We start from the raw sequence: 18,270 nt of genomic DNA, 5'->3' as shown, positions 1-18,270 counted from the left end.
AGGGTTTGGAGGTTCTGACTACACAGGGGGCTCTCGTGACGCGCCGCAGCGACTTCGGCTGGGACTAGCCCCGCCGCTCACACGGAAGGCGCCCCGCTCCTGACCGGAGCGGGGCGCCTTTCGCGAGCGTACGGAAGGGGCGGGACGGCTAGGCGTTCGGAACCGTCTCGTAGCGCGGGGTGCCCTCTTCCATCTGCCGCAGCGCGTCCTTGCGGTCCCGCTTGGAGAGCCGGTCGATGTACAGGTAGCCGTACAGGTGGTCGGTCTCGTGCTGGAGGCAGCGCGCGAAGTAGCCGGTGCCCCGCACCTTGATCGGGTTGCCCTGCGCGTCCTGGCCGGTCACCTCGGCGTAGTCCGGGCGGGCCAGCGAGGCGTAGGCGGTCGGGACCGACAGGCAGCCCTCGTTCGAGTCGTCCAGGATCCGGGCGGCGGCCGGCAGCTCGACGAGCTTCGGGTTGACCACCACGCCCGTGTGGCGGTTGCCGTCGTCGTCCGGGCAGTCGTAGACGAAGACCTTGGCGTCCACGCCGATCTGGTTCGCGGCGAGGCCCACGCCCTCGGCGGCCTTCTGGCTGGCGAACATGTCGTCGATCAGCTGCGCCAGCTCGTCGCCGAACTCGGTGACGTCCTTGCACTCCCGGTGCAGGACCGGGTTGCCGACCACCGTGATCGGGCGGGCGGTGCCGCGCTCGCGGTGGGCGAGCTCGCGCGCCTCACAGTCCTCGGTGTCCACGACGTACCCGTCGTTCACCTCGGCCTCGACCCCGACCACGTCGTTCTCCTGCTGCGCCATGTCCGCCGTACGCCTTCCGTAAGTCCACCAGTCACCGATGTGCCGGTACAGACTACGGCCCCGGCTCAGCAGACCTCTTCGAGATCCCGCCACTCCCGGGTGTCCGGACTGTCCGCGACCCAGCCGTCGAGCAGCCCGCGCACCAGGCCGGCCGGCGCCGCGATCCCGCACTCCCGCTCGGGCACCCACAGGGATCCCGACCCGGCCGTACGGTGGCCCAGCGGGCCGGGATGACCCGGTTCGCTGTGGTCGTGCGGGTCCAGGTGCTCGCCGTCCCCCTCGCCGCTCGGCATCGCGCTCTCCGAGCAGGTCCGGCACAGCAGCCGCACCGAGGAGGACCAGTCCTCCGCGGCGAAGCCGGCGTCGGAGGCCAGCTGCTCCAGGGCGTTGCGGTCGGCCTCGGTGGCCGCCTCCAGGAGCACCACCCAGGTCGGTACCGGGGAGGGCGCCCACAGCTCGATCTCGTCGAAGACGGGGTACGAGGGCCCGGCCGCGGTGACGCGCTCGCCGTGCGGGACCCCGTCGTGCAGGACGACCTCGCCCCAGCGCCGCCCCGAGGAGGGCAGCGGGATCGACAGGACCTCCATGCGGGCCGGGTCCAGCCGTCGGCCCCAGACCACCTCGGCCTCGCCCTCGGGCGACAGCCGTACGGCCGCGCTGCCGAGCTCCATGCCGACCGGTTCGCCGTTGGCATGGGCGCCGCCGCCCGCGCCGTGCGGGTCTCCGGGCACCTTCAGCCCGTACGCCTGCCAGGCGCGGCGGGCCAGCGGCCAGTCCTGCAGCGCCGTCGCCGCGATGCCCACGTTCCACCAGTCCGGGGCGCCGGTCTCCCGGTCGAGCAGGGCCACGGCGCGCAGCCCGGCGGCCCTCGCCTGCTCCCAGTCGTGGCGGAACTTGTGGAGCAGCGCCAGGTTGAACCAGGACTCGGACAGCCAGGGTTCCAGGTCCGCCGCTCTGGTCAGGAGCGCGCCCGCGTCCTCGTACCGACCGTCGCCGATCAAGGTGAACGCGCGGTCGGTGGCCTGCCGCCACGAGGCGGAGGGCCGGTGCCGTACCTTCCCGAAGATCCTCACGATTCCCGCCTGCCGGACACTCTTGCTGGGGACACTCCTGCTGCGAACACTCCTGCTGGGAACACTCTCACTGGCATCCAACCATGCCCACTCGGACGGCCGCTCATTACCCATGGGTTACCCAGGTGGGGCGGGTACGACTCTGGCACGTCCGCCCCGGGCGAGCACCCTGGCGAGACATTCCACGACCTCCGGCTGAAAGTCGTGCCCCGTCCCCAGGCGCAGCCGCTCCAGGGCCTCCAGTGAGCCGCCCGGGTGACGGGCACCGCCGACGAGATCGTCGTACGCGTTGACCGCGCGCACGATCCGGGCCGCGACGGGCTGGTCACGGTACGGATCCGCCTGGAGCTCCACCACCACCGCGACCTCGGCCGGGACCCCCGTCTGGCGGGCCACCTCCCCGCCGAGCCCGGCGATCCGGCGGGCCTCGGCCTCGGGCAGCTCGGCGGTGGCCCCGGCCGGGACCGGGTCGACGAGGGAGAGCTGGCCGATGTCGTGCATGAGGGCGGCGTACTCCAGCACCGTGATCTCCCGCTCGGAGAGGCCCAGCTCCCGCCCCACGGCGACGCTGAGCGCGGCGACCCGGCGGGAGTGGCCGGGCCGGGTGTAGCCGGCGATCTCGGTGGCGCGGGCGAGGGAGGTGATGGTCTGGCGGTAGGTGGTGCGGATGGCGGTGATCCGGTGGAAGGACATCTGGGTCAGGAGCAGCGGCACGCTGAAGACGGGCACCGCCCACAGCCCGGCGACGGCGACCCCGAGGGCCATGACCACGCCCGTGGCGCAGATCGCGGCGCCGATGCCCAGCTGGGCGCGGAGTTCGTCGCGGAGCAGCGGGGCGAACGGCCAGCCGGTCCGGGCCCCGGCGAGGGCGGCGCCGAGGACCGCGTCGCACAGGGCCGTGAGCCCGAGGACGAGGACCAGGAAGAGCACGAGGTACGGGCCCTGGCCGACCGTGTGCTCCAGCTGCCCGGAGTTGTAGAGCGGCTGGAAGCAGACGGCGGCGAAGGTGACGGTGAGGACCCGGCGGGCCAGGTGGTCGAGGGCGGGACCGTGGCCCCGGGCGATGTGCGGGACGATCCCGAGCAGCGCGGCGGTGACCACCACGGCGACGATCTGCAGGACCCCGTGGTGCGTGGGGGCTCCGGCGTTCTGCCCGAGCAGGGCGTACGCGAGCGCCCCCGCGGATCCGAGCGGCGCGGGCTGCTGCCGGGCGGCGTCGCCGCTGTCCCGGCGGGCGAGCTCGCCGATGGTGATCAGGGTGCCGAAGGCGAGGGCGATGCCCGGTTCGGTCAGGCCGTTCCACACGGTGTGCCCGAGCGCGGCCACGGTCAGCACCCCGGCGGCCCCGCGCACGACGCCGACGGCCCAGCCCCTCACGCGTTGGCTCCCGCCGCGGGCGCCGACGGGGAGCCCGGGGTTCCCGTGGCCCCCTGACCGGCCGCTCCGGGCTCGGCGGCGGGCCCGGGCACGCAGTGGCAGGGATCCGCGGTTCCGGCGCCGGGGAGCGTGCTCCCGGCCCCGCGGGGCTGGGGCGCGGCCTTGGCCGTCCCGGCGGCCGTGCCCGTGCCAGTGCCCGGGGCTGCCTGCGCGGGCAGTCCGGTCAGCGCCGCGCCCGCGGGCACGGGCTCCCGTACGGCCCCCTGCGCACCGGCGGCGGACTCGCCGGCGGACGCACCGGCGCCGGCCGGGATCACCTGGAGGTCCTCGTCCGAGGTCACCTTCGGATGCCAGCCCTGGCGGCCGATCGCCTCGACCAGCGCCCGCACCATGTCCGGGTCGAACTGGGCCCCCGCGCACCGCTCCAGCTCGGCGAGGGCGACCGGCACCGGCCGGGCCCTGCTGTACGAGCGGGTCGAGGTCATGGCGTCGAAGGCGTCGGCGACCGCCACGACCCGGGCGAGCACCGGGATCTGTTCCCCGGTCAGCCCGTACGGGTAGCCGGAGCCGTCCACGCGCTCGTGGTGGTGCAGGATGGCCGCGCGGGCCTCTCCGAGGAAGCCGATGCCGCGCACCATCTCGTGTCCGTACTCGGGGTGGAGTTCGATGATCCTGCGCTCTTCGGGGGTCAGCGGTCCGTCTTTGCGCAGCAGCCGGGTCGGGACGCCGAGCTTGCCCACGTCGTGCAGGATCCCGGCGATGCGGACGACTTCGAGGCGTTCCTCGCCCATGCCGAGTTCGCGGGCGATCATCGCCGAGGCCTGTCCGACCCGCTCGCTGTGGCCGCGCGTGTAGCGGTCCTTGATGTCGACGGCCTGGACCAGCGCCCGGATGGTGGCCTGGTGGGCGGCGCGCTCGCGGTGGTACTGGGCGAAGACCCAGCAGGAGATGTACATCGGCAGCATGACGAGCAGTGCGGCCGGAAGTCCGTACGGGCTGCGCCACATCACGGCCATCATCAGCCCGGCGAGTCCGTGTACGCAGTGCGGGGCGAGGGACCGGGTCAGCAGGCCCCGCCAGGCGGTGGTGGCGGGTCGGCGTTCGGCGGCGGCCAGGATGCAGCCGTCCAGGGCGGCCAGCACCAGGCAGAAGGCGACGGCCGCGGCGGCGGCGGGGAGCATCACGTAGGGGAAGTCGGCGACCCAGGCGGCCGGTCCGGCCGGTCCGGCCGTTCCCGCGATCCCCTCCTCCGGGCCCGACGGTCCGGCCCCCCCGAAGGAGCCCGTGCCCAGCGCCCCGGGTCCGCCCAGCAGGCCGTAGACCTGCCCGGCGGTCCAGGCGGCTATGGACTGCTGCGCCCCGTGCCAGACGCGCCGCACCCAGGCGGGCCGCGCCGTCACGGTCCCGGCGAGTCCGCCGGGGAGCGCGACGAGGGCCGCGGCGGCCGGCGGCAGGAGGAACACGGCGGCCAGCACCACCGGGAAGAAGGAGCCGAGTCCCTCGGGCACCCGGCGGCCCATGAGCGGGCAGACCTTGACGAGTTCGCAGCCGAGGTAGAGCACGGAGAGCAGGCCGACGGAGGGCCACGGTGTGGCGGAGCCGGCGACGGCCGGGGCGATGCACGAGCAGGCCGCGAGGACGGCGCACAGTACGTAGGCGCGCGCCAACGGCGGAAGTACCCGCATGGCGCTCTCCTCCCCCGTGAGCCGTGCAAGTCAGGTACGAATCAAACCAGTACCGAATGGGGAGAATAAGTGGGGCCGGGAGCGAGCTGGGCCACATTTTTGCATTGCGCCATGCGGACGCCCCCGGATTACCACGTTCGGGTGAAGGAAGTGGCCTTCCGGGGGCGGCCGTTCAAGATTGTTCAATCGGGCACTACTTCATCGGCGAACCTGGCCGATTTTCGGCATTCAGCCCGTCGCGGATCCCGGCACGGGCTCGGCGGCGACCGCCGGCTCGGGCGGGGCGGCCGTGATGTCATGATCCGGCACGGCCTGCCCCGAACGGATGAGCTCGATCCGTCCCATCACCTTCGAGCGCAGATCGGTCGGCACGTCGTCCGAGCCGCAGCAGCGCTTGACCAGCTTCTTCACGGCCTGCTCCAGGCCGTACTTCTCCAGACAGGGATTGCACTCGCCGAAGTGCGCCTCGAACTTCGTGCAGTCGCTGTCGGGCATCTCCTGGTCCAGGAACTCATAAAGGTGGTCCAGGACCTCCGAGCACTCCGTCTCGTGTGCGTCTCCGCAGCTCATGAGCCCGAGCCTTTCAGGTCGTTCGACTCCCCCGCGCCGGCCGGGACGAGCCCGCGCTCACGGGCGTAGTCCTCAAGCATTCCACGGAGTTGACGGCGTCCACGGTGCAGTCGCGACATGACCGTACCGATGGGTGTACCCATGATGTCCGCGATCTCCTTGTACGCAAAGCCCTCTACGTCGGCAAGATAGACCGCGATGCGGAACTCCTCCGGAATGGCCTGGAGCGCTTCCTTCACGTCGGAATCGGGCAGGTGATCGAGAGCCTGCGACTCGGCGGAACGCAAGCCCGTCGACATGTGCGACTCGGCGCGCGCGAGCTGCCAGTCCTCGATCTCCTCGGCCGCACTGCGCTGGGGTTCGCGCTGCTTCTTGCGGTACGAGTTGATGAAGGTGTTGGTCAGAATGCGGTACAGCCACGCCTTCAGGTTGGTGCCCTCGCGGAACTGGTGGAAGGACGCGTATGCCTTCGCGTACGTCTCCTGGACCAGGTCCTCGGCGTCGGCCGGATTGCGCGTCATGCGCAGGGCGGCCGAGTACATCTGGTCGAGGTAGCCGAGGGCGTCCCTCTCGAAGCGCGCATTGCGCTCCGGGGTCGTCTCCTCCGCGTGGCCTTCGTCGGTCCCAGCGACAGGACCCACCTCCTCCGACTGCGTGGCGACTCCGAAAGCGGACCCGCTCGAATCGGAGAATAGTCGACCTTCCCGGTCGCCCGCCGCCCGAACCGTGCCGCGCTTGGGCGCGGGCAGCACTGTCCAGTCCAGGTCAGCGGCCTGCGGACGGTTCTGGCTGATGACCTGGGTCATGCGTTGCCTCTCCTCCGACGTGTTCCTGTGCGTACCGACATCCGGGACAACAGAGGGCCGCTGCGGCACATTCCCCGGCGGGGCCCGGTTTCCGGACCAAAGTCGCTACGGGACCGGGGCGTAGGTCACACCGGCAGCCGACCGAGCCACTCCGCCACCGCCCCGGTGATCACCATCAGGGCCTCCTCCTGCGTGGGACCGGTCCGCTTCGGCACGGCGAAGCCGTGGTCCCCGCCCTCCACCTCCACCAGCTCGTACGAGGCTCCGCGCGCTCCCCGCGCCGGGAACTCCTCCGGCCGCCCGAAGGCGTCGCGGCCTCCCTGGACCACCAGCGTCGGCCGCCCGGCGCCCAGCAGCTCCTCGGCCCGGGACTTCTCCGGCCGGCCCGGCGGGTGCAGCGGGAAGGCCAGCGCGAGCACCCCGGCCGCGCCCAGCTCCGCTGCGGTCCGGCAGGCCACCCGGGCCCCGGCGCTGCGGCCGCCCGCGACGACGGGCAGCCCGGGCTCCGCGAAGGCGGGCCACAGGGCGTGCCAGCCCGCGTCCAGCACCTTGGGCGCGGCGGCGACCTTCTTGCCGGCGACCCGCCAGGGCTGCTCGGCCAGGGCCACGGTGATCCCCAGGGCGGGCAGGGCGGCGGCCAGGGCCCGGAGGTCGCGGGCCTCGATCCCGCCGCCGGCTCCGTGGCCCAGGGCGAGCACCAGGCGGGCCCCGGCCGCCGGGGCCGGGTGCCAGGTGATGCGGGCCTCGCCCGCCGGGGTGCCGATCGTCTCGGTGCGCTCGGCGCGCGTGCTGCTCATGCCCCGATCATGCCGGTCGGCGGCGGCCGCCCGGGTGACGCCCGGGCCGTCAGAAGAGCGTGCCCTCCTCCGGCCCGTCCAGTTCCGCCAGCAGTTCGGGCCCGTTGTTGCGGACGTTGCTCGCGGCCGTGGACACCGGATAGGCGCGCATCAGCCCGCCGGGCGGCGGGGCCAACAGGGCCTGGAGCTCGTCGGGGTCGGTCCGCGCCGGGTCCAGCCAGGCGTCCCACCGGTCCGGGGTGAGCATCAGGGGCATCCGGGGGTGGATGTCGGCGAGCGAGCGCGGTCCCTCGGCGGGGGCGACGCCGAGCGGGCCGGTCTCGGCCTCGGCGGTGATCACGGAGCAGGTGGCCCACCAGGCGAGCGGGTGCTCGTCGGGCAGGGTCCGGTCGCGCCAGAACTCGTATATCCCGGCCATGGCGAAGACGGAGCCGTCGGAGGGGAGGACGAAGTAGGGCTGCTTGCGCGCCCGCTTCCTCTTGCCCTCGACCTCCAGTTCCCGCTCGTCGTGGGCGGTGACCCACTCGTAGTAGCCGTCCGCGGGAACGATGCAGCGGCGCTGCGCGAAGGGGCGGCGGAAGGAGGGCTTCTCGGCGATGGTTTCGGACCGGGCGTTGATCATCCGGGCGGCGCCGTCGGGGTTCTGCGCCCAGGACGGGACCAGTCCCCATTTCAGGACCCTCAGCTGGCGAACCGGACGCCTGCTCGGAGCGTCTTTCAGAGGACGGTCGAGGATCACGTGGACCTCTTTCGTCGGAGCCACGTTCCAGTCCGGGGCCAGCACCTCCTCCGGCTCCCACCGCTCCACCCCGAAGACCTCGGCCAGCTCCTCCGGCCCACGACTCGCTGCATACCTACCGCACATGGCTGCCACACTGCCATGTCACCCGATCGCCACCACAAGGAGTCCGCCACCTCATGAACACCAGCACCGCGGCCGGCCTCTGGGACCGGCTCACCGGCATACAGGCGGCGCCCGACCAGTGGCTGGTGATCGCGACGGGGCTGGTGGCGCTCGTCGCGGTGGGCCCCCGGCCGGTGTGGCGGCTGTCGCGCAACGCGATCACCATCGCGCACGAGGGCGGCCACGGCCTGCTGGCGCTGCTGACCGGCCGCAGCCTGGACGGGATCCGGCTGCACTCGGACACCAGCGGGGTCACCGTCAGCCGCGGCAAGCCCACCGGCCTCGGCATGGTCCTCACGGCCGCCGCCGGGTACACGGCGCCCTCCCTGCTCGGTCTCGGCGGGGCGGCCCTGCTCTCCGCGCACCGGATCACCCTGCTGCTGTGGGCGGCGACCGCGCTGCTGCTGGCGGTGCTGGTGATGATCCGCAACGCGTACGGGCTGCTGACGGTGGTGCTCACGGGCGCCACCTTCGTCCTGGTCTCCTGGCTCGCCCCGGCGGACGTGCAGGCGGTCTTCGCCTACGCCGTGGTGTGGTTCCTGCTCCTCGGCGGCGTCCGGCCGGTCTTCGAGCTCGGGGCCAAGCGCCGGGGAGGCGCGGCGCCCGACTCCGACGCGGACCAGCTCGGACGGCTCACCCATGTGCACCCGGTGGTGTGGCTGCTGCTCTTCCACGTGGTGGCGCTGTGCTCGCTCATCGGCGGCGGCCGCTGGCTGCTCGCCCTCTGACCGGCCGCAGCTCAGCCCCTGCCCGGCCGCTGCCCCGGCGCCGCCGTCCCACGGACCGGCCCGGGCCCCCGGCCGTCCGCCCGCCGAGACTCCCCCGGTGATCAAGATCTGTGGCCATGGGAAGCCACTAAAGTGGTGGCCATGACCGAGACCCCCGCGCTCCCCGCCCTCTGGCCCGCCCCGCTCGCCGACACCGCCGTCCAGGCCACCGTCACCGTGCCCGGGTCCAAATCGGTCACCAACCGCGCCCTCGTGCTCGCCGCGCTCGCCTCCGAGCCGGGCTGGGTGCGCCGCCCGCTGCGTTCGCGCGACTCCCAGCTGATGTCCGACGCGCTGCGCGCGCTGGGCGTCGGCATCGAGGAAACGGTTTCCTCCAGCTCCGCCGGCGAGGGCCAGGCCGGCGAGGCCTGGCGCGTCATCCCGACCGCGTTGCACGGACCGGCCACGGTCGACGTCGGCAACGCGGGCACGGTCATGCGCTTCCTCCCGCCCGTCGCCACCCTCGCCTCCGGCGACATCCGCTTCGACGGCGACCCGCGCTCCTACGAGCGCCCCCTCGGCCAGGTCATCACGGCGCTGCGCACGCTCGGCGCCCGCATCGACGACGACGGCCGCGGGGCGCTGCCGCTGACCGTCCAGGGCGGCGGGGCCCTGGAGGGCGGGACCGTCGAGATCGACGCGAGCAACTCCTCGCAGTTCGTCTCCGCGCTGCTGCTCTCCGCCCCGCGCTTCAACCAGGGCGTCGAGGTCCGGCACGTGGGCACCAACCTGCCGTCCATGCCGCACATCCGGATGACCGTGGAGATGCTGCGCGCGGCGGGCGCCCAGGTCGACACCCCCGAGTCGGGCGGCGAGAAGAACGTCTGGCGGGTCGCCCCCGGCGCCCTGCTCGGCCGCGACCTGGTCGTGGAGCCGGACCTGTCCAACGCGCAGCCCTTCATGGCGGCGGCCCTGATCACCGGCGGCACGGTCACCATCCCGGACTGGCCGCGCCGCACCACCCAGCCCGGTGACGCGCTGCGCCGGATCTTCACCGAGATGGGCGGCTCCTGCGAGCTGACGGACGCGGGCCTGGTCTTCACCGGCACCGGCAAGATCCACGGCATCGACGTGGACCTGCGCGAGGTCGGCGAACTCACCCCGGGCATCGCGGCGGTCGCGGCGCTGGCCGACTCGGAGTCGGTGCTGCGCGGAGTCGCGCACCTGCGGCTGCACGAGACGGACCGGCTGGCGGCGCTCACCAAGGAGATCAACGGGCTGGGCGGCGATGTCACGGAGACCGCGGACGGTCTGCGGATCCGGCCGCGCGCCCTGCACGGCGGCACGTTCCACACGTACGACGACCACCGGATGGCCACGGCCGGCGCGGTGATCGGTCTGGCGGTGGAGGGCGTGCTCATCGAGAACGTGGCGACGACCGCGAAGACCCTGCCGGACTTCCCGAAGATGTGGGCGGACATGCTCGCCCGGGCCGAAGCGGCTCCGGCGGGCGTGGGAGCGTAGGGCCGGTCATGCGCAGGTACGGGAAGCACACCGACGAGGACGACATCCGCCAGCGGCCCAACCCCAAGGGCAACCGGCCGCGTACGACCATCCGCCCCAAGCACGAGGACGCGGCCGAGGGATTCGTCCTGACCGTGGACCGCGGCCGGCTCACCTGCCTGGTCGAGGACCGTCCGGTGCACGCGATGAAGGCCCGTGAGCTGGGCCGCAAGGCGGCGGTGGTCGGGGACCGGGTCTGGATCGTCGGTGACCTGTCCGGCAAGAAGGACACCCTCGCCCGCATCGTGCGGATCGAGGCGCGCAAGTCCGTGCTGCGCCGCACGGCCGACGACGACGATCCGTACGAGCGCGTCGTCGTCGCCAACGCCGACCAGCTGGCCATCGTGACGGCGCTGGCCGATCCGGAACCGCGCCCCAGGATGATCGACCGCTGCCTGGTGGCCGCGTACGACGCCGGGCTGGAACCGCTGCTGGTGCTCACGAAGTCCGACCTGACCTCCGCGGACAAGATCCTGGAGATCTACTCGACCTTCGGCCTGAACTACGTGGTCACCAACCGCGAGGAGCTGGCGACGGGCGACGCGGCCGAGCGGGTGCGCGAGCGCCTGAACGGCCGGATCACCGCCTTCGTCGGACATTCCGGCGTCGGCAAGACCACGCTGGTGAACTCGCTGGTCGCCGAGGGCCGCCAGCGCGCGACCGGCGTCGTCAACGCGGTGACCGGCCGCGGCCGGCACACCACCACCTCGGCGCTCGCGCTGCCGCTGCCGGGCGGGGACGGCTGGGTCATCGACACCCCGGGCGTACGGTCCTTCGGCCTGCACCACGTGGACCCGTCCCGGGTCATCCTGGCCTTCCCGGAGCTGGTGCCGGGGACCGAGGGGTGCCCGCGCGCGTGCAGCCACGACGAGCCGGACTGCGCGCTCGACAAGTGGGTCGAGGACGGCCACGCGGATCCGGCGCGGCTGTACTCGCTGCGGCGGCTCCTGCAGACGCGGGAGCGCCGCGAGGGCGACTGATCCCAGGGGTGAAGCACCGGCGGGGTTTGCCGCGCCCGATGTCTGGTAAATGCATAATCGCACCAAGTGACGCTCGGGCCCGGCCCGTGAGCGCGTCACATGACGCGGGGAGGCATACGCCATGGCGTGGCTGCTGGTCGTGGTCGCCGGGATCCTGGAAACGGGGTTCGCGGTCTGCCTCAAGCTGTCGCACGGCTTCACCCGGCTGTGGCCGACCATCGCCTTCGCGTGCTTCGCGCTCGGCAGCTTCGGTCTGCTGACGCTGGCCCTGAAGAAGCTGGACGTGGGACCGGCCTACGCGGTGTGGACCGGCATCGGGGCGGCCGGTACGGCGATCTACGGGATGGTCTTCCTCGGGGATCTGGTCTCCACCCTCAAGCTCGTCTCGATCTCGCTGGTGATCCTCGGCGTCATCGGGCTCCAGCTCTCGGGCTCGTCCCACTGATCGGGCTCGTCCCACTGAGCAGCCGGAGCAGCCCGGCCCGGCCCGTCCCCGGCGGTTCGGCCGGGGCTATCAGGTAGGACAGCGCGAGCCGCACGGCGAGCTCGCACCGCTGGGCTCCTTCGTCGGCCCCGTCCTGCGCCCCGAACGCGGCGCGGGCCCGCTCGCGGACCCCGCGGATCAGCTCGTCGGGCCCCAGCGCGGGCAGCCCCGGCCGGACCCCGCGGCCGGCCGGGACGGGTAAGTTGCCGTTCCAGCACCCCGTCAGCAGGGCCCGTACGAGAGGGCGGTCGCGGCCCGCGCGCACGGTCCACTCCGCGACCGCCGCCAGCCGCTCGGCCGCGGAGCCCGGGGCGGACAGGGCCCGGTCGACCCCCTCCAGGTACCAGGCGGCGTCCCGCCGGACCAGGGCGTGGCCCAGGCCCGTCTTGCCCGCGAACTCGTTGTAGAGGGTCTGCCGCGAGACCCCGGCGGCGGCCGCCACGTCGATCATCCGCACGGTGGGCCACGGGCGCGCCACGAGCGCCGCTCCCGCCGCTTCGAGCAAGGACTCCCGGGCCGTGGGCACCGCCGCCTCCCCTGTGACGCCTCCGGTCGGCATCTCCGTCAGAGTTGACGGACCGACAGATCCTGTCAAGGGCGCCCGTGCCGCACCGTGGACGCCCGCCCCGCCGCCCCGGCCTCCTCGGTAGGGTTCTGGCATGCCCGAGTATGACGATGACCTGCGCCTTGCCCTCGAACTCGCCGATGCGGCGGACGTCGCCACGATGGAGCGGTTCCGCGCCCTCGACCTCAAGGTCGAGACCAAGCCCGACATGACCCCGGTGAGCGAGGCGGACACCGCCACCGAGGAGATCATCCGAGCCGGGATCGCCGCCTCGCGGCCCACCGACGCGATCCTGGGCGAGGAGTACGGCCTCAAGGGCGACGGCCCGCGCCGCTGGGTCGTGGACCCGATCGACGGTACGAAGAACTACGTGCGCGGCGTTCCGGTGTGGGCGACGCTGATCTCCCTCATGGAGGAGCAGGCCGACGGCGTCTTCCGTCCCGTCGTCGGCGTGGTGTCCGCGCCGGCGCTGGGCCGCCGCTGGTGGGCGGCGCGCGGCCGGGGCGCCTTCACCGGGGGCGCCCTCGGCGCGACCACCGCGCTCGGCGTCTCCAAGGTCGCGAGCCTCGCCGATGCCTCCTTCGCCTACTCCTCGCTGAGCGGCTGGGAGGAGCAGGGGCGGCTGTCCGGCTTCCTGGACCTGACCCGCGCGTGCTGGCGTACCCGGGGCTACGGCGACTTCTGGCCGTACATGATGGTCGCCGAGGGCTCGCTCGACCTGTGCGCCGAGCCGGAGCTGAACCTGTGGGACATGGCGGCCCTGGTGGTCGTGGTGGAGGAGGCCGGCGGCCGCTTCACCTCGCTCGACGGGGTGGACGGCGTGCACGGCGGCAACGCGGCGGCCTCCAACGGGCTGCTGCACGCACAGATGCTGGAGCTGCTGCGCCCGCGCGGCTGACGTTCACGGGACGGGTGCGCGCCGCCGCGCCGGTGGCCTGCGCCCGTCCGTGCCGAATGTGCGCCTTACGCGCCTCCTTGCTGACACTCCGTGTGCGTGGGAATCTGAGACTCCTCCGTTTGTGCGCTTGTGAAGGGCTTCTCTAAGTGCGGCCCTGCGTGCGCACCCACCCAAGCGGAGGGACTCACCAGGAGGTGGCTCTCTTCATGCTCGTCCGTGACGCCATGAGCACCGTGATCCTCACCCTCGGCCCCACTCACACCCTGCGGCAGGCGGCCTGCCTGATGTCGGGCCGGCGCGTCGGCGCCGCCGTCGTCCTCGATCCCGAACACAGCGGCATCGGCATCCTGACCGAGCGCGACATCCTCAACTCGATCGGCGCGGGCCACGATCCCGACCGGGAGTCCGTGGGCGCGCACACCACCAACAACGTGGTCTTCTGCACCCCTGACGCCACCGTGCAGGAAGCCGCCGAGGCGATGGCCCACGGCGGCTTCCGTCATCTGATCGTCCTGGAGCACGGCGGCCCGGTGGGCATCGTGTCCGTACGCGATGTCATCCGCTGCTGGGCCCCGAGCCGGCGCCGCACGGCCGAGCTGGCGAGCTGAACGCCGGGAGGGCCGGACCCCCTGACGGGAATCCGGCCCTCCTGTTTCGGCGAGCAACCATCAATTGAGATGCCCCTACGGCGAGCAACCACATCCGCGAGAGCGGCGGCGGTTTAGCCGCAAAGGGGTGTCAGGCGCGGAGGGCCTGGACCGCGGCCTCGAGACGCTTGCCGAAGTCACCGTCCGCCTGGCGGAAGTTGTTGATCGCACGCTCGACGATGTCGTCGCGGGAGACCTTGGCGATGAAGCCGGAGAGGTTCTCGACCAGACGGGTCTTCTCGTCCTCCGAGTACAGGCGGTAGAGGTTGCCCGCCTGGACGAAGTCGTTGTCCTCGGAGTGGACGGGCGCCGCGTGGTTGCCCGTGCCGCCCGTCAGCGCGACCGGCTGCCACAGCGGACGGTCCGTCTGGTGCGGGCCGCCGAAGCTGTTCGGCTCGTAGTTCTTCGCACCCTTGTGGCGGCCGTCGTACAGGTAGCCGTCACGGGAGTTGGTGCGCGCCTCGGTGGCGTGCGGACGGTTCACCGGCAGGTGGTCGGCGTTGATGCCGACGCGGTAGCGGTGGGCGTCGCCGTAGCCGAAGAGACGGCCCTGGAGCATCTTGTCCGGGGACGGACCGATGCCGGGGACGAAGTGCGCCGGGGAGAAGATCGACTGCTCGACCTCGGCGAAGACGTTCTCCGGGTTGCGGTTGAGCTCCAGCTTGCCGATCTCGATCGGCGGGTAGTCCTCGTGCGGCCACACCTTGGTGAGGTCGAACGGGTTGAAGCGGTACTCGGCCGCCTCGGCCGCCGGCATGATCTGGACCTGCACGGTCCAGGACGGGAACTCGCCGCGCTCGATGGACTCGCGCAGGTCGCGCTGGTGCGAGTCGGGGTCCTCGCCGGCGAGCTGGTTGGCCTCGGCCTGGGTGAGGTTCTTGATGCCCTGGTCGGTCTTGAAGTGGTACTTGACCCAGAAGACCTCGCCGGCCTCGTTGTTCCACTGGAACGTGTGCGAGCCGTAGCCGTTCATGTGGCGGTAGGACGCCGGGATGCCGCGGTCACCGAACAGCCAGGTCACCTGGTGGGTGGACTCGGGCGACAGACCCCAGAAGTCCCAGACGTTGTCCGCCTCCTGCGAGCCCGTGTACGGGTCGCGCTTCTGGGTGTGGATGAAGTCGGGGAACTTGATGGCGTCCTTGATGAAGAACACCGGGGTGTTGTTGCCGACGAGGTCGTAGTTGCCCTCTTCGGTGTAGAACTTCAGCGCCCAGCCGCGGGGGTCGCGCACGGCGTCGGCGGAGCCGAGGTTGCCGGCGACGGTGGAGAAGCGCAGGAAGGTCTCGGTCTCCTTGCCGACCTCGGACAGGAACTTCGCCCGGGTCCACTGCGAGACGTCGCGGGTCAGCGTGAACGTGCCGTACGCACCGGCGCCACGGGCGTGCACCACGCGCTCCGGGATGCGCTCGCGGTTGAAGTGCGCGAGCTTCTCCAGCAGCAGCTGGTCCTGGACCAGGGCGGGGCCGCCGATGCCGGCGGTCTCGCTGTTCTGGTTGTCAGCTACCGGAGCTCCGGCCTCCGTGGTGAGCGGTCCCTGCGTCGTCACTGTGCCTCCTGCGTAAATTTGCTGCAAACCTGTCCTGCGCCCTAACGTAACCGATCCTACGATGGACTTTGTCTAAGTCAAGTAAGCATCCAAGTCGACACTGATTCGGGAGTTACACCGAATCCCCTCGCTGTTAGGCTGCGTACATGAGTGACCTGCTGGAACGACTTCGCGGACGCGGATGGCGCATGACCGCACAGCGGCGCGTCGTGGCCGAGGTGCTCGACGGTGACCACGTTCACCTGACGGCCGACGAGGTGCACGCGCGCGCCGTGGACAGGCTGCCGGAGATCTCTCGCGCGACCGTCTACAACACGCTGGGCGAGCTCGTCACCCTGGGCGAGGTCCTGGAGGTTTCCACGGACCGGCGCGCCAAGCGGTACGACCCGAACGCCCACCGCCCCCACCAGCACCTGGTGTGCGCACAGTGCGGGGCGATCCGCGACGTGCACCCGGCGGGCAACCCGCTGGCCGACCTGCCGGACACGGAGCGCTTCGGCTTCACGGTGTCCACGGTCGAGGTCACGTACCGCGGCGTGTGCCCGAACTGCGCCGGGGCGTAACGAACCGAGTCCACGCAGAAGGCCGGGAGCTCATCGAGCTCCCGGCCTTCTGCGTTCTCGCCTTCGCCTTCGCATTCAGCGTGCGAAACGACCGAAGGCCCGGATCCAGAGGATCCGAGCCTTCGGTTCTTCAGTAGCGGGGACAGGATTTGAACCTGCGACCTCTGGGTTATGAGCCCAGCGAGCTACCGAGCTGCTCCACCCCGCGTCGGTAAACCTGACTCTACGCGAGCACGGCGAGCAGATGCAAATCGGTTAACCGGGGTCTACGCGGACAGCTCCTCGGCCAGCGCCTCGCGCAGCCGGGCCGCCCGCTCGGAGACCTCCGCGGGGCCCAGTTCCATGGCGCGCACGCACCACTTCTGCCCCTCCGTCAGGTCTCCCTGCCGGGCCGCGAGCAGGCCGAGCCGCAGCGCCGCCCGGCCGTGGCCCGCCACCGCCGCCCGGGTCCACCACAGCGCCGCCTCGGGCTCGTTGCCCTCGCGCGCCAGCAGCAGCCCCAGATTGAAGGCGCCGTTGCGGGAGCCGGCCTCCGCCGCCTCCCGGTACCACCGCGCCGCGGCCCCCAGCTCGCCCCGCGCGGCGGCCAGCATGCCGACCCGGACCTGGGCACGCCGGTGCCCCAGCTCGGCGGCCCGCTCGTACCACTCCTCGCTCTCGGTGCGCTCGGCTCCGCCCACCGGCTCGCCCAGGGCCACCGGCTCCGGCGGCGGGGCCAGCGACTCCAGCAGCGCGGCCAGCCGGAAGGCCGCCTCCGCGCTGCCGCCACCGGCCGCGCAGCGCAGGTGCCGCTCGGCCGCCCGCTCCTCGCCGTCGCGGACCAGCGCGATGCCGACCTGGAGCGCCGCGTCGGTGTGTCCCGCCGACGCCGCCCGCTCGTACCACTTGAGGGCGGTGCGGTCCTCGTCCCGGCTGGCGAAGAGGATCCCCAGGTTGAAGGCGGCGTCCACGCTGCCCGCCTCCGCCGCCTTCGAGAACCACGGCTCGGCGCCCTCCGCGTCACCGCCCTGCAGCAGCAGGATGGCCAGCGCGTTGGCCGCCTCGCGGTGTCCCGCGTACGCGGCGCGCCGGTACCACTGCTCGGCCGGCCCGGTCCGCTCCTGCGCGGCGCAGAGCAGCGCGAGGTTGTACGCACCGTTCTGGTCGCCCGCGTCCATCGCGGCCCGGTACCACTTCTCGGCCGTCTGGGTCTCGCCGCGCGCGGCGTGCAGGGCGCCGAGCGCGTTCGCCGCGTTGCCGTCGCCGTCCTGCGCGGCGCGGAGCCACCAGGTGGCGGCGTTCTCCTCGTCGCCGGCGTCGCGCAGCAGGAAGCCGAGGGCGCAGGCCGCCCGCGCCTCGCCCTGCTTGGCGGAGGTGAGGTACCAGCGTCCGGCTTCCTTGAGCTCCCCTCGGGCCTCCAGCAGCGCGCCCAGGTGCAGCCCGGCGCGCCGGTGGCCGCGCGCGGCGGCCTGCCGGTACCACTGCTCGGCCTCGGCCGGGTCGCCCTTGCGCAGGTGCCGGGCCAACCGGTACGCGGCCTCGCGGTGCCCCTGTTCCGCGGCAGCGCGGAACCACCGCTCGACACCCTTGTCCCCGCGGTGCTCCAGCAGGTCGGCGAGGCCGTAGGCCCCCAGGGCGTGGCCGGATTCCGCCGCCTGGCGCATCCAGTACTCGGCGGCGGGCTCGTCGCCCCGCTCGCGGTAGTGGCGGCCCAGGGCGTGCGCGGCGGGAGCGGATCCGGCCACGGCGGCCACCCGCCACCAGCCGGCGGCCTCCTCGGGGTAGCCGCGCTGGTGCAGCAGGACGCCCAGGTTGTTGGCGGCCGCGCGGTCGCCCGCGCCGGTCGCCCCGCGCAGGTACGGCTCGGCTCCCGCGAGGTCGCCGCGGCGCAGCAGGAGGGCCCCGAGTACGCTCATCGCGCCCGGGTCCCCCTTGTCGGCGGCGACCCGGTGCCGGGCCTCCAGCGCGGCATCGCTGGCCGCGTCGGTCAGCGCGAAGACCGCGTCGTCGAACAACTCGTCGACTGACACGGCTGACACGGCTGACGCGACCGACGCGGCTGACACGTCCGATACGTCCGGCGTGGTCGGCGCCGTGGCCGTGGTCCGTGCCGCCCGCGTGGTCATCGCGGTCTGCACGTCAACGGCCTGAGCCGCCCCATCGGCCTCCGGTTCCGATTCGGAGTCCGCCCTCACAAACCGCCCTGTCTCCAGCAGAGTTGACCTGTCCCCCATAAATCCCATCGTCGCATCACCTGCTACCCGCGTACACCTGGTATGTCGCAGTCAGTGAGGTCACTACAGCGTTTTGTCGACATGCCCACAGAGAGACAA

General features: G+C 72.5%; 18 protein-coding genes and 1 tRNA gene. 7 read left to right on the top strand and 12 right to left on the bottom strand.

The genetic code is table 11. The features are described from left to right. Positions 1–148: 148 nt before the first annotated feature. The 8 genes from def to OG435_RS30015 all read right to left on the bottom strand — a co-directional run bounded on the left by def (position 149) and on the right by OG435_RS30015 (position 7,966). Positions 149–793, bottom strand: a complete 645-nt coding sequence (gene def, locus OG435_RS30050; RefSeq protein WP_266881060.1) for a peptide deformylase — start codon at positions 791–793, stop codon at positions 149–151. A gap of 65 nt (positions 794–858) precedes the next feature. After that, positions 859–1,866, bottom strand: coding sequence for a tetratricopeptide repeat protein (locus OG435_RS30045; RefSeq protein WP_266881059.1), 1,008 nt, complete (start codon positions 1,864–1,866; stop codon positions 859–861). A gap of 117 nt (positions 1,867–1,983) precedes the next feature. After that, positions 1,984–3,243: an HD-GYP domain-containing protein gene (locus tag OG435_RS30040; RefSeq protein ID WP_266881058.1), complete on the bottom strand. Its 1,260-nt coding sequence runs from the start codon at positions 3,241–3,243 to the stop codon at positions 1,984–1,986. Next, positions 3,240–4,928 carry an HD-GYP domain-containing protein gene (locus tag OG435_RS30035; RefSeq protein WP_266881057.1) on the bottom strand — a complete coding sequence of 563 codons (1,689 nt, stop codon included), beginning with the start codon at positions 4,926–4,928 and terminating at the stop codon, positions 3,240–3,242. Before OG435_RS30035 ends, OG435_RS30040 begins: the two co-directional genes overlap by 4 nt. 228 nt (positions 4,929–5,156) lie before the next feature. After that, the gene (gene rsrA, locus OG435_RS30030) at positions 5,157–5,498 is read right to left on the bottom strand and encodes a mycothiol system anti-sigma-R factor (protein WP_266881056.1); all 342 of its coding nucleotides are present in this window, start codon (positions 5,496–5,498) and stop codon (positions 5,157–5,159) included. Continuing rightward, positions 5,495–6,139 (bottom strand): sigma-70 family RNA polymerase sigma factor, encoded by a 645-nt coding sequence (locus tag OG435_RS30025; protein WP_008741505.1) that lies wholly within the window; start codon positions 6,137–6,139, stop codon positions 5,495–5,497. Before OG435_RS30025 ends, rsrA begins: the two co-directional genes overlap by 4 nt. Before the next feature lie 290 nt (positions 6,140–6,429). Further along, positions 6,430–7,101, bottom strand: coding sequence for an alpha/beta hydrolase family protein (locus tag OG435_RS30020; RefSeq protein WP_266881055.1), 672 nt, complete (start codon positions 7,099–7,101; stop codon positions 6,430–6,432). Between the two features lie 49 nt (positions 7,102–7,150). Further along, positions 7,151–7,966 carry an SOS response-associated peptidase gene (locus OG435_RS30015; RefSeq protein WP_266881054.1) on the bottom strand — a complete coding sequence of 272 codons (816 nt, stop codon included), beginning with the start codon at positions 7,964–7,966 and terminating at the stop codon, positions 7,151–7,153. Between the two features lie 53 nt (positions 7,967–8,019). On the opposite strand from OG435_RS30015, the gene OG435_RS30010 reads away from it, so the two are divergent. The 4 genes from OG435_RS30010 to OG435_RS29995 all read left to right on the top strand — a co-directional run bounded on the left by OG435_RS30010 (position 8,020) and on the right by OG435_RS29995 (position 11,700). Beyond that, entirely contained in the window at positions 8,020–8,733 is a 714-nt protein-coding gene (locus OG435_RS30010; RefSeq protein WP_266881053.1) for a M50 family metallopeptidase, read from the top strand. Positions 8,734–8,874: 141 nt separating this feature from the next. Beyond that, on the top strand, positions 8,875–10,236 hold the full coding sequence (gene aroA / locus OG435_RS30005; RefSeq protein WP_266881052.1) for a 3-phosphoshikimate 1-carboxyvinyltransferase: 1,362 nt from the start codon (positions 8,875–8,877) through the stop codon (positions 10,234–10,236). A gap of 8 nt (positions 10,237–10,244) precedes the next feature. Further along, the gene (gene rsgA / locus OG435_RS30000; protein ID WP_250750325.1) at positions 10,245–11,255 is read left to right on the top strand and encodes a ribosome small subunit-dependent GTPase A; all 1,011 of its coding nucleotides are present in this window, start codon (positions 10,245–10,247) and stop codon (positions 11,253–11,255) included. Positions 11,256–11,376: 121 nt separating this feature from the next. Continuing rightward, positions 11,377–11,700: a DMT family transporter gene (locus OG435_RS29995; RefSeq protein ID WP_112447780.1), complete on the top strand. Its 324-nt coding sequence runs from the start codon at positions 11,377–11,379 to the stop codon at positions 11,698–11,700. On the opposite strand, the gene OG435_RS29990 is transcribed toward OG435_RS29995, so the two are convergent. Beyond that, complete coding sequence (locus tag OG435_RS29990; protein WP_266881051.1) at positions 11,666–12,265, bottom strand: TetR/AcrR family transcriptional regulator; 600 nt, start codon at positions 12,263–12,265, stop codon at positions 11,666–11,668. The genes OG435_RS29995 and OG435_RS29990 overlap by 35 nt on opposite strands. 133 nt (positions 12,266–12,398) lie before the next feature. Here OG435_RS29990 and hisN point away from each other — a divergent pair, with 133 nt between their 5' ends. Together hisN and OG435_RS29980 are read left to right on the top strand one after the other, a co-directional pair. After that, on the top strand, positions 12,399–13,202 hold the full coding sequence (hisN, locus tag OG435_RS29985; RefSeq protein ID WP_266881050.1) for a histidinol-phosphatase: 804 nt from the start codon (positions 12,399–12,401) through the stop codon (positions 13,200–13,202). Positions 13,203–13,408: 206 nt separating this feature from the next. Further along, positions 13,409–13,810 (top strand): CBS domain-containing protein, encoded by a 402-nt coding sequence (locus tag OG435_RS29980; protein WP_266881049.1) that lies wholly within the window; start codon positions 13,409–13,411, stop codon positions 13,808–13,810. Between the two features lie 130 nt (positions 13,811–13,940). On the opposite strand, the gene OG435_RS29975 is transcribed toward OG435_RS29980, so the two are convergent. Continuing rightward, positions 13,941–15,395, bottom strand: a complete 1,455-nt coding sequence (locus OG435_RS29975; protein WP_266881048.1) for a catalase — start codon at positions 15,393–15,395, stop codon at positions 13,941–13,943. A gap of 146 nt (positions 15,396–15,541) precedes the next feature. Between OG435_RS29975 and OG435_RS29970 the strand changes: the two genes are divergently transcribed. Next, positions 15,542–15,958 carry a Fur family transcriptional regulator gene (locus tag OG435_RS29970; RefSeq protein WP_266881047.1) on the top strand — a complete coding sequence of 139 codons (417 nt, stop codon included), beginning with the start codon at positions 15,542–15,544 and terminating at the stop codon, positions 15,956–15,958. A gap of 134 nt (positions 15,959–16,092) precedes the next feature. On the opposite strand, the gene OG435_RS29965 is transcribed toward OG435_RS29970, so the two are convergent. Together OG435_RS29965 and OG435_RS29960 are read right to left on the bottom strand one after the other, a co-directional pair. Then, positions 16,093–16,166, bottom strand: a tRNA-Met gene (locus OG435_RS29965). A gap of 58 nt (positions 16,167–16,224) precedes the next feature. Then, a complete protein-coding gene (locus tag OG435_RS29960; RefSeq protein ID WP_266881046.1) occupies positions 16,225–18,180 on the bottom strand; it encodes a tetratricopeptide repeat protein in 1,956 nt (651 codons plus the stop codon). Positions 18,181–18,270 lie beyond the last annotated feature (90 nt).

Source organism: Streptomyces sp. NBC_01264 (assembly GCF_026340675.1).
In the GTDB taxonomy this organism is placed as follows: Bacteria; Actinomycetota; Actinomycetes; order Streptomycetales; family Streptomycetaceae; genus Streptomyces.
This window is presented reverse-complemented; position numbering and strand designations above follow the sequence as displayed.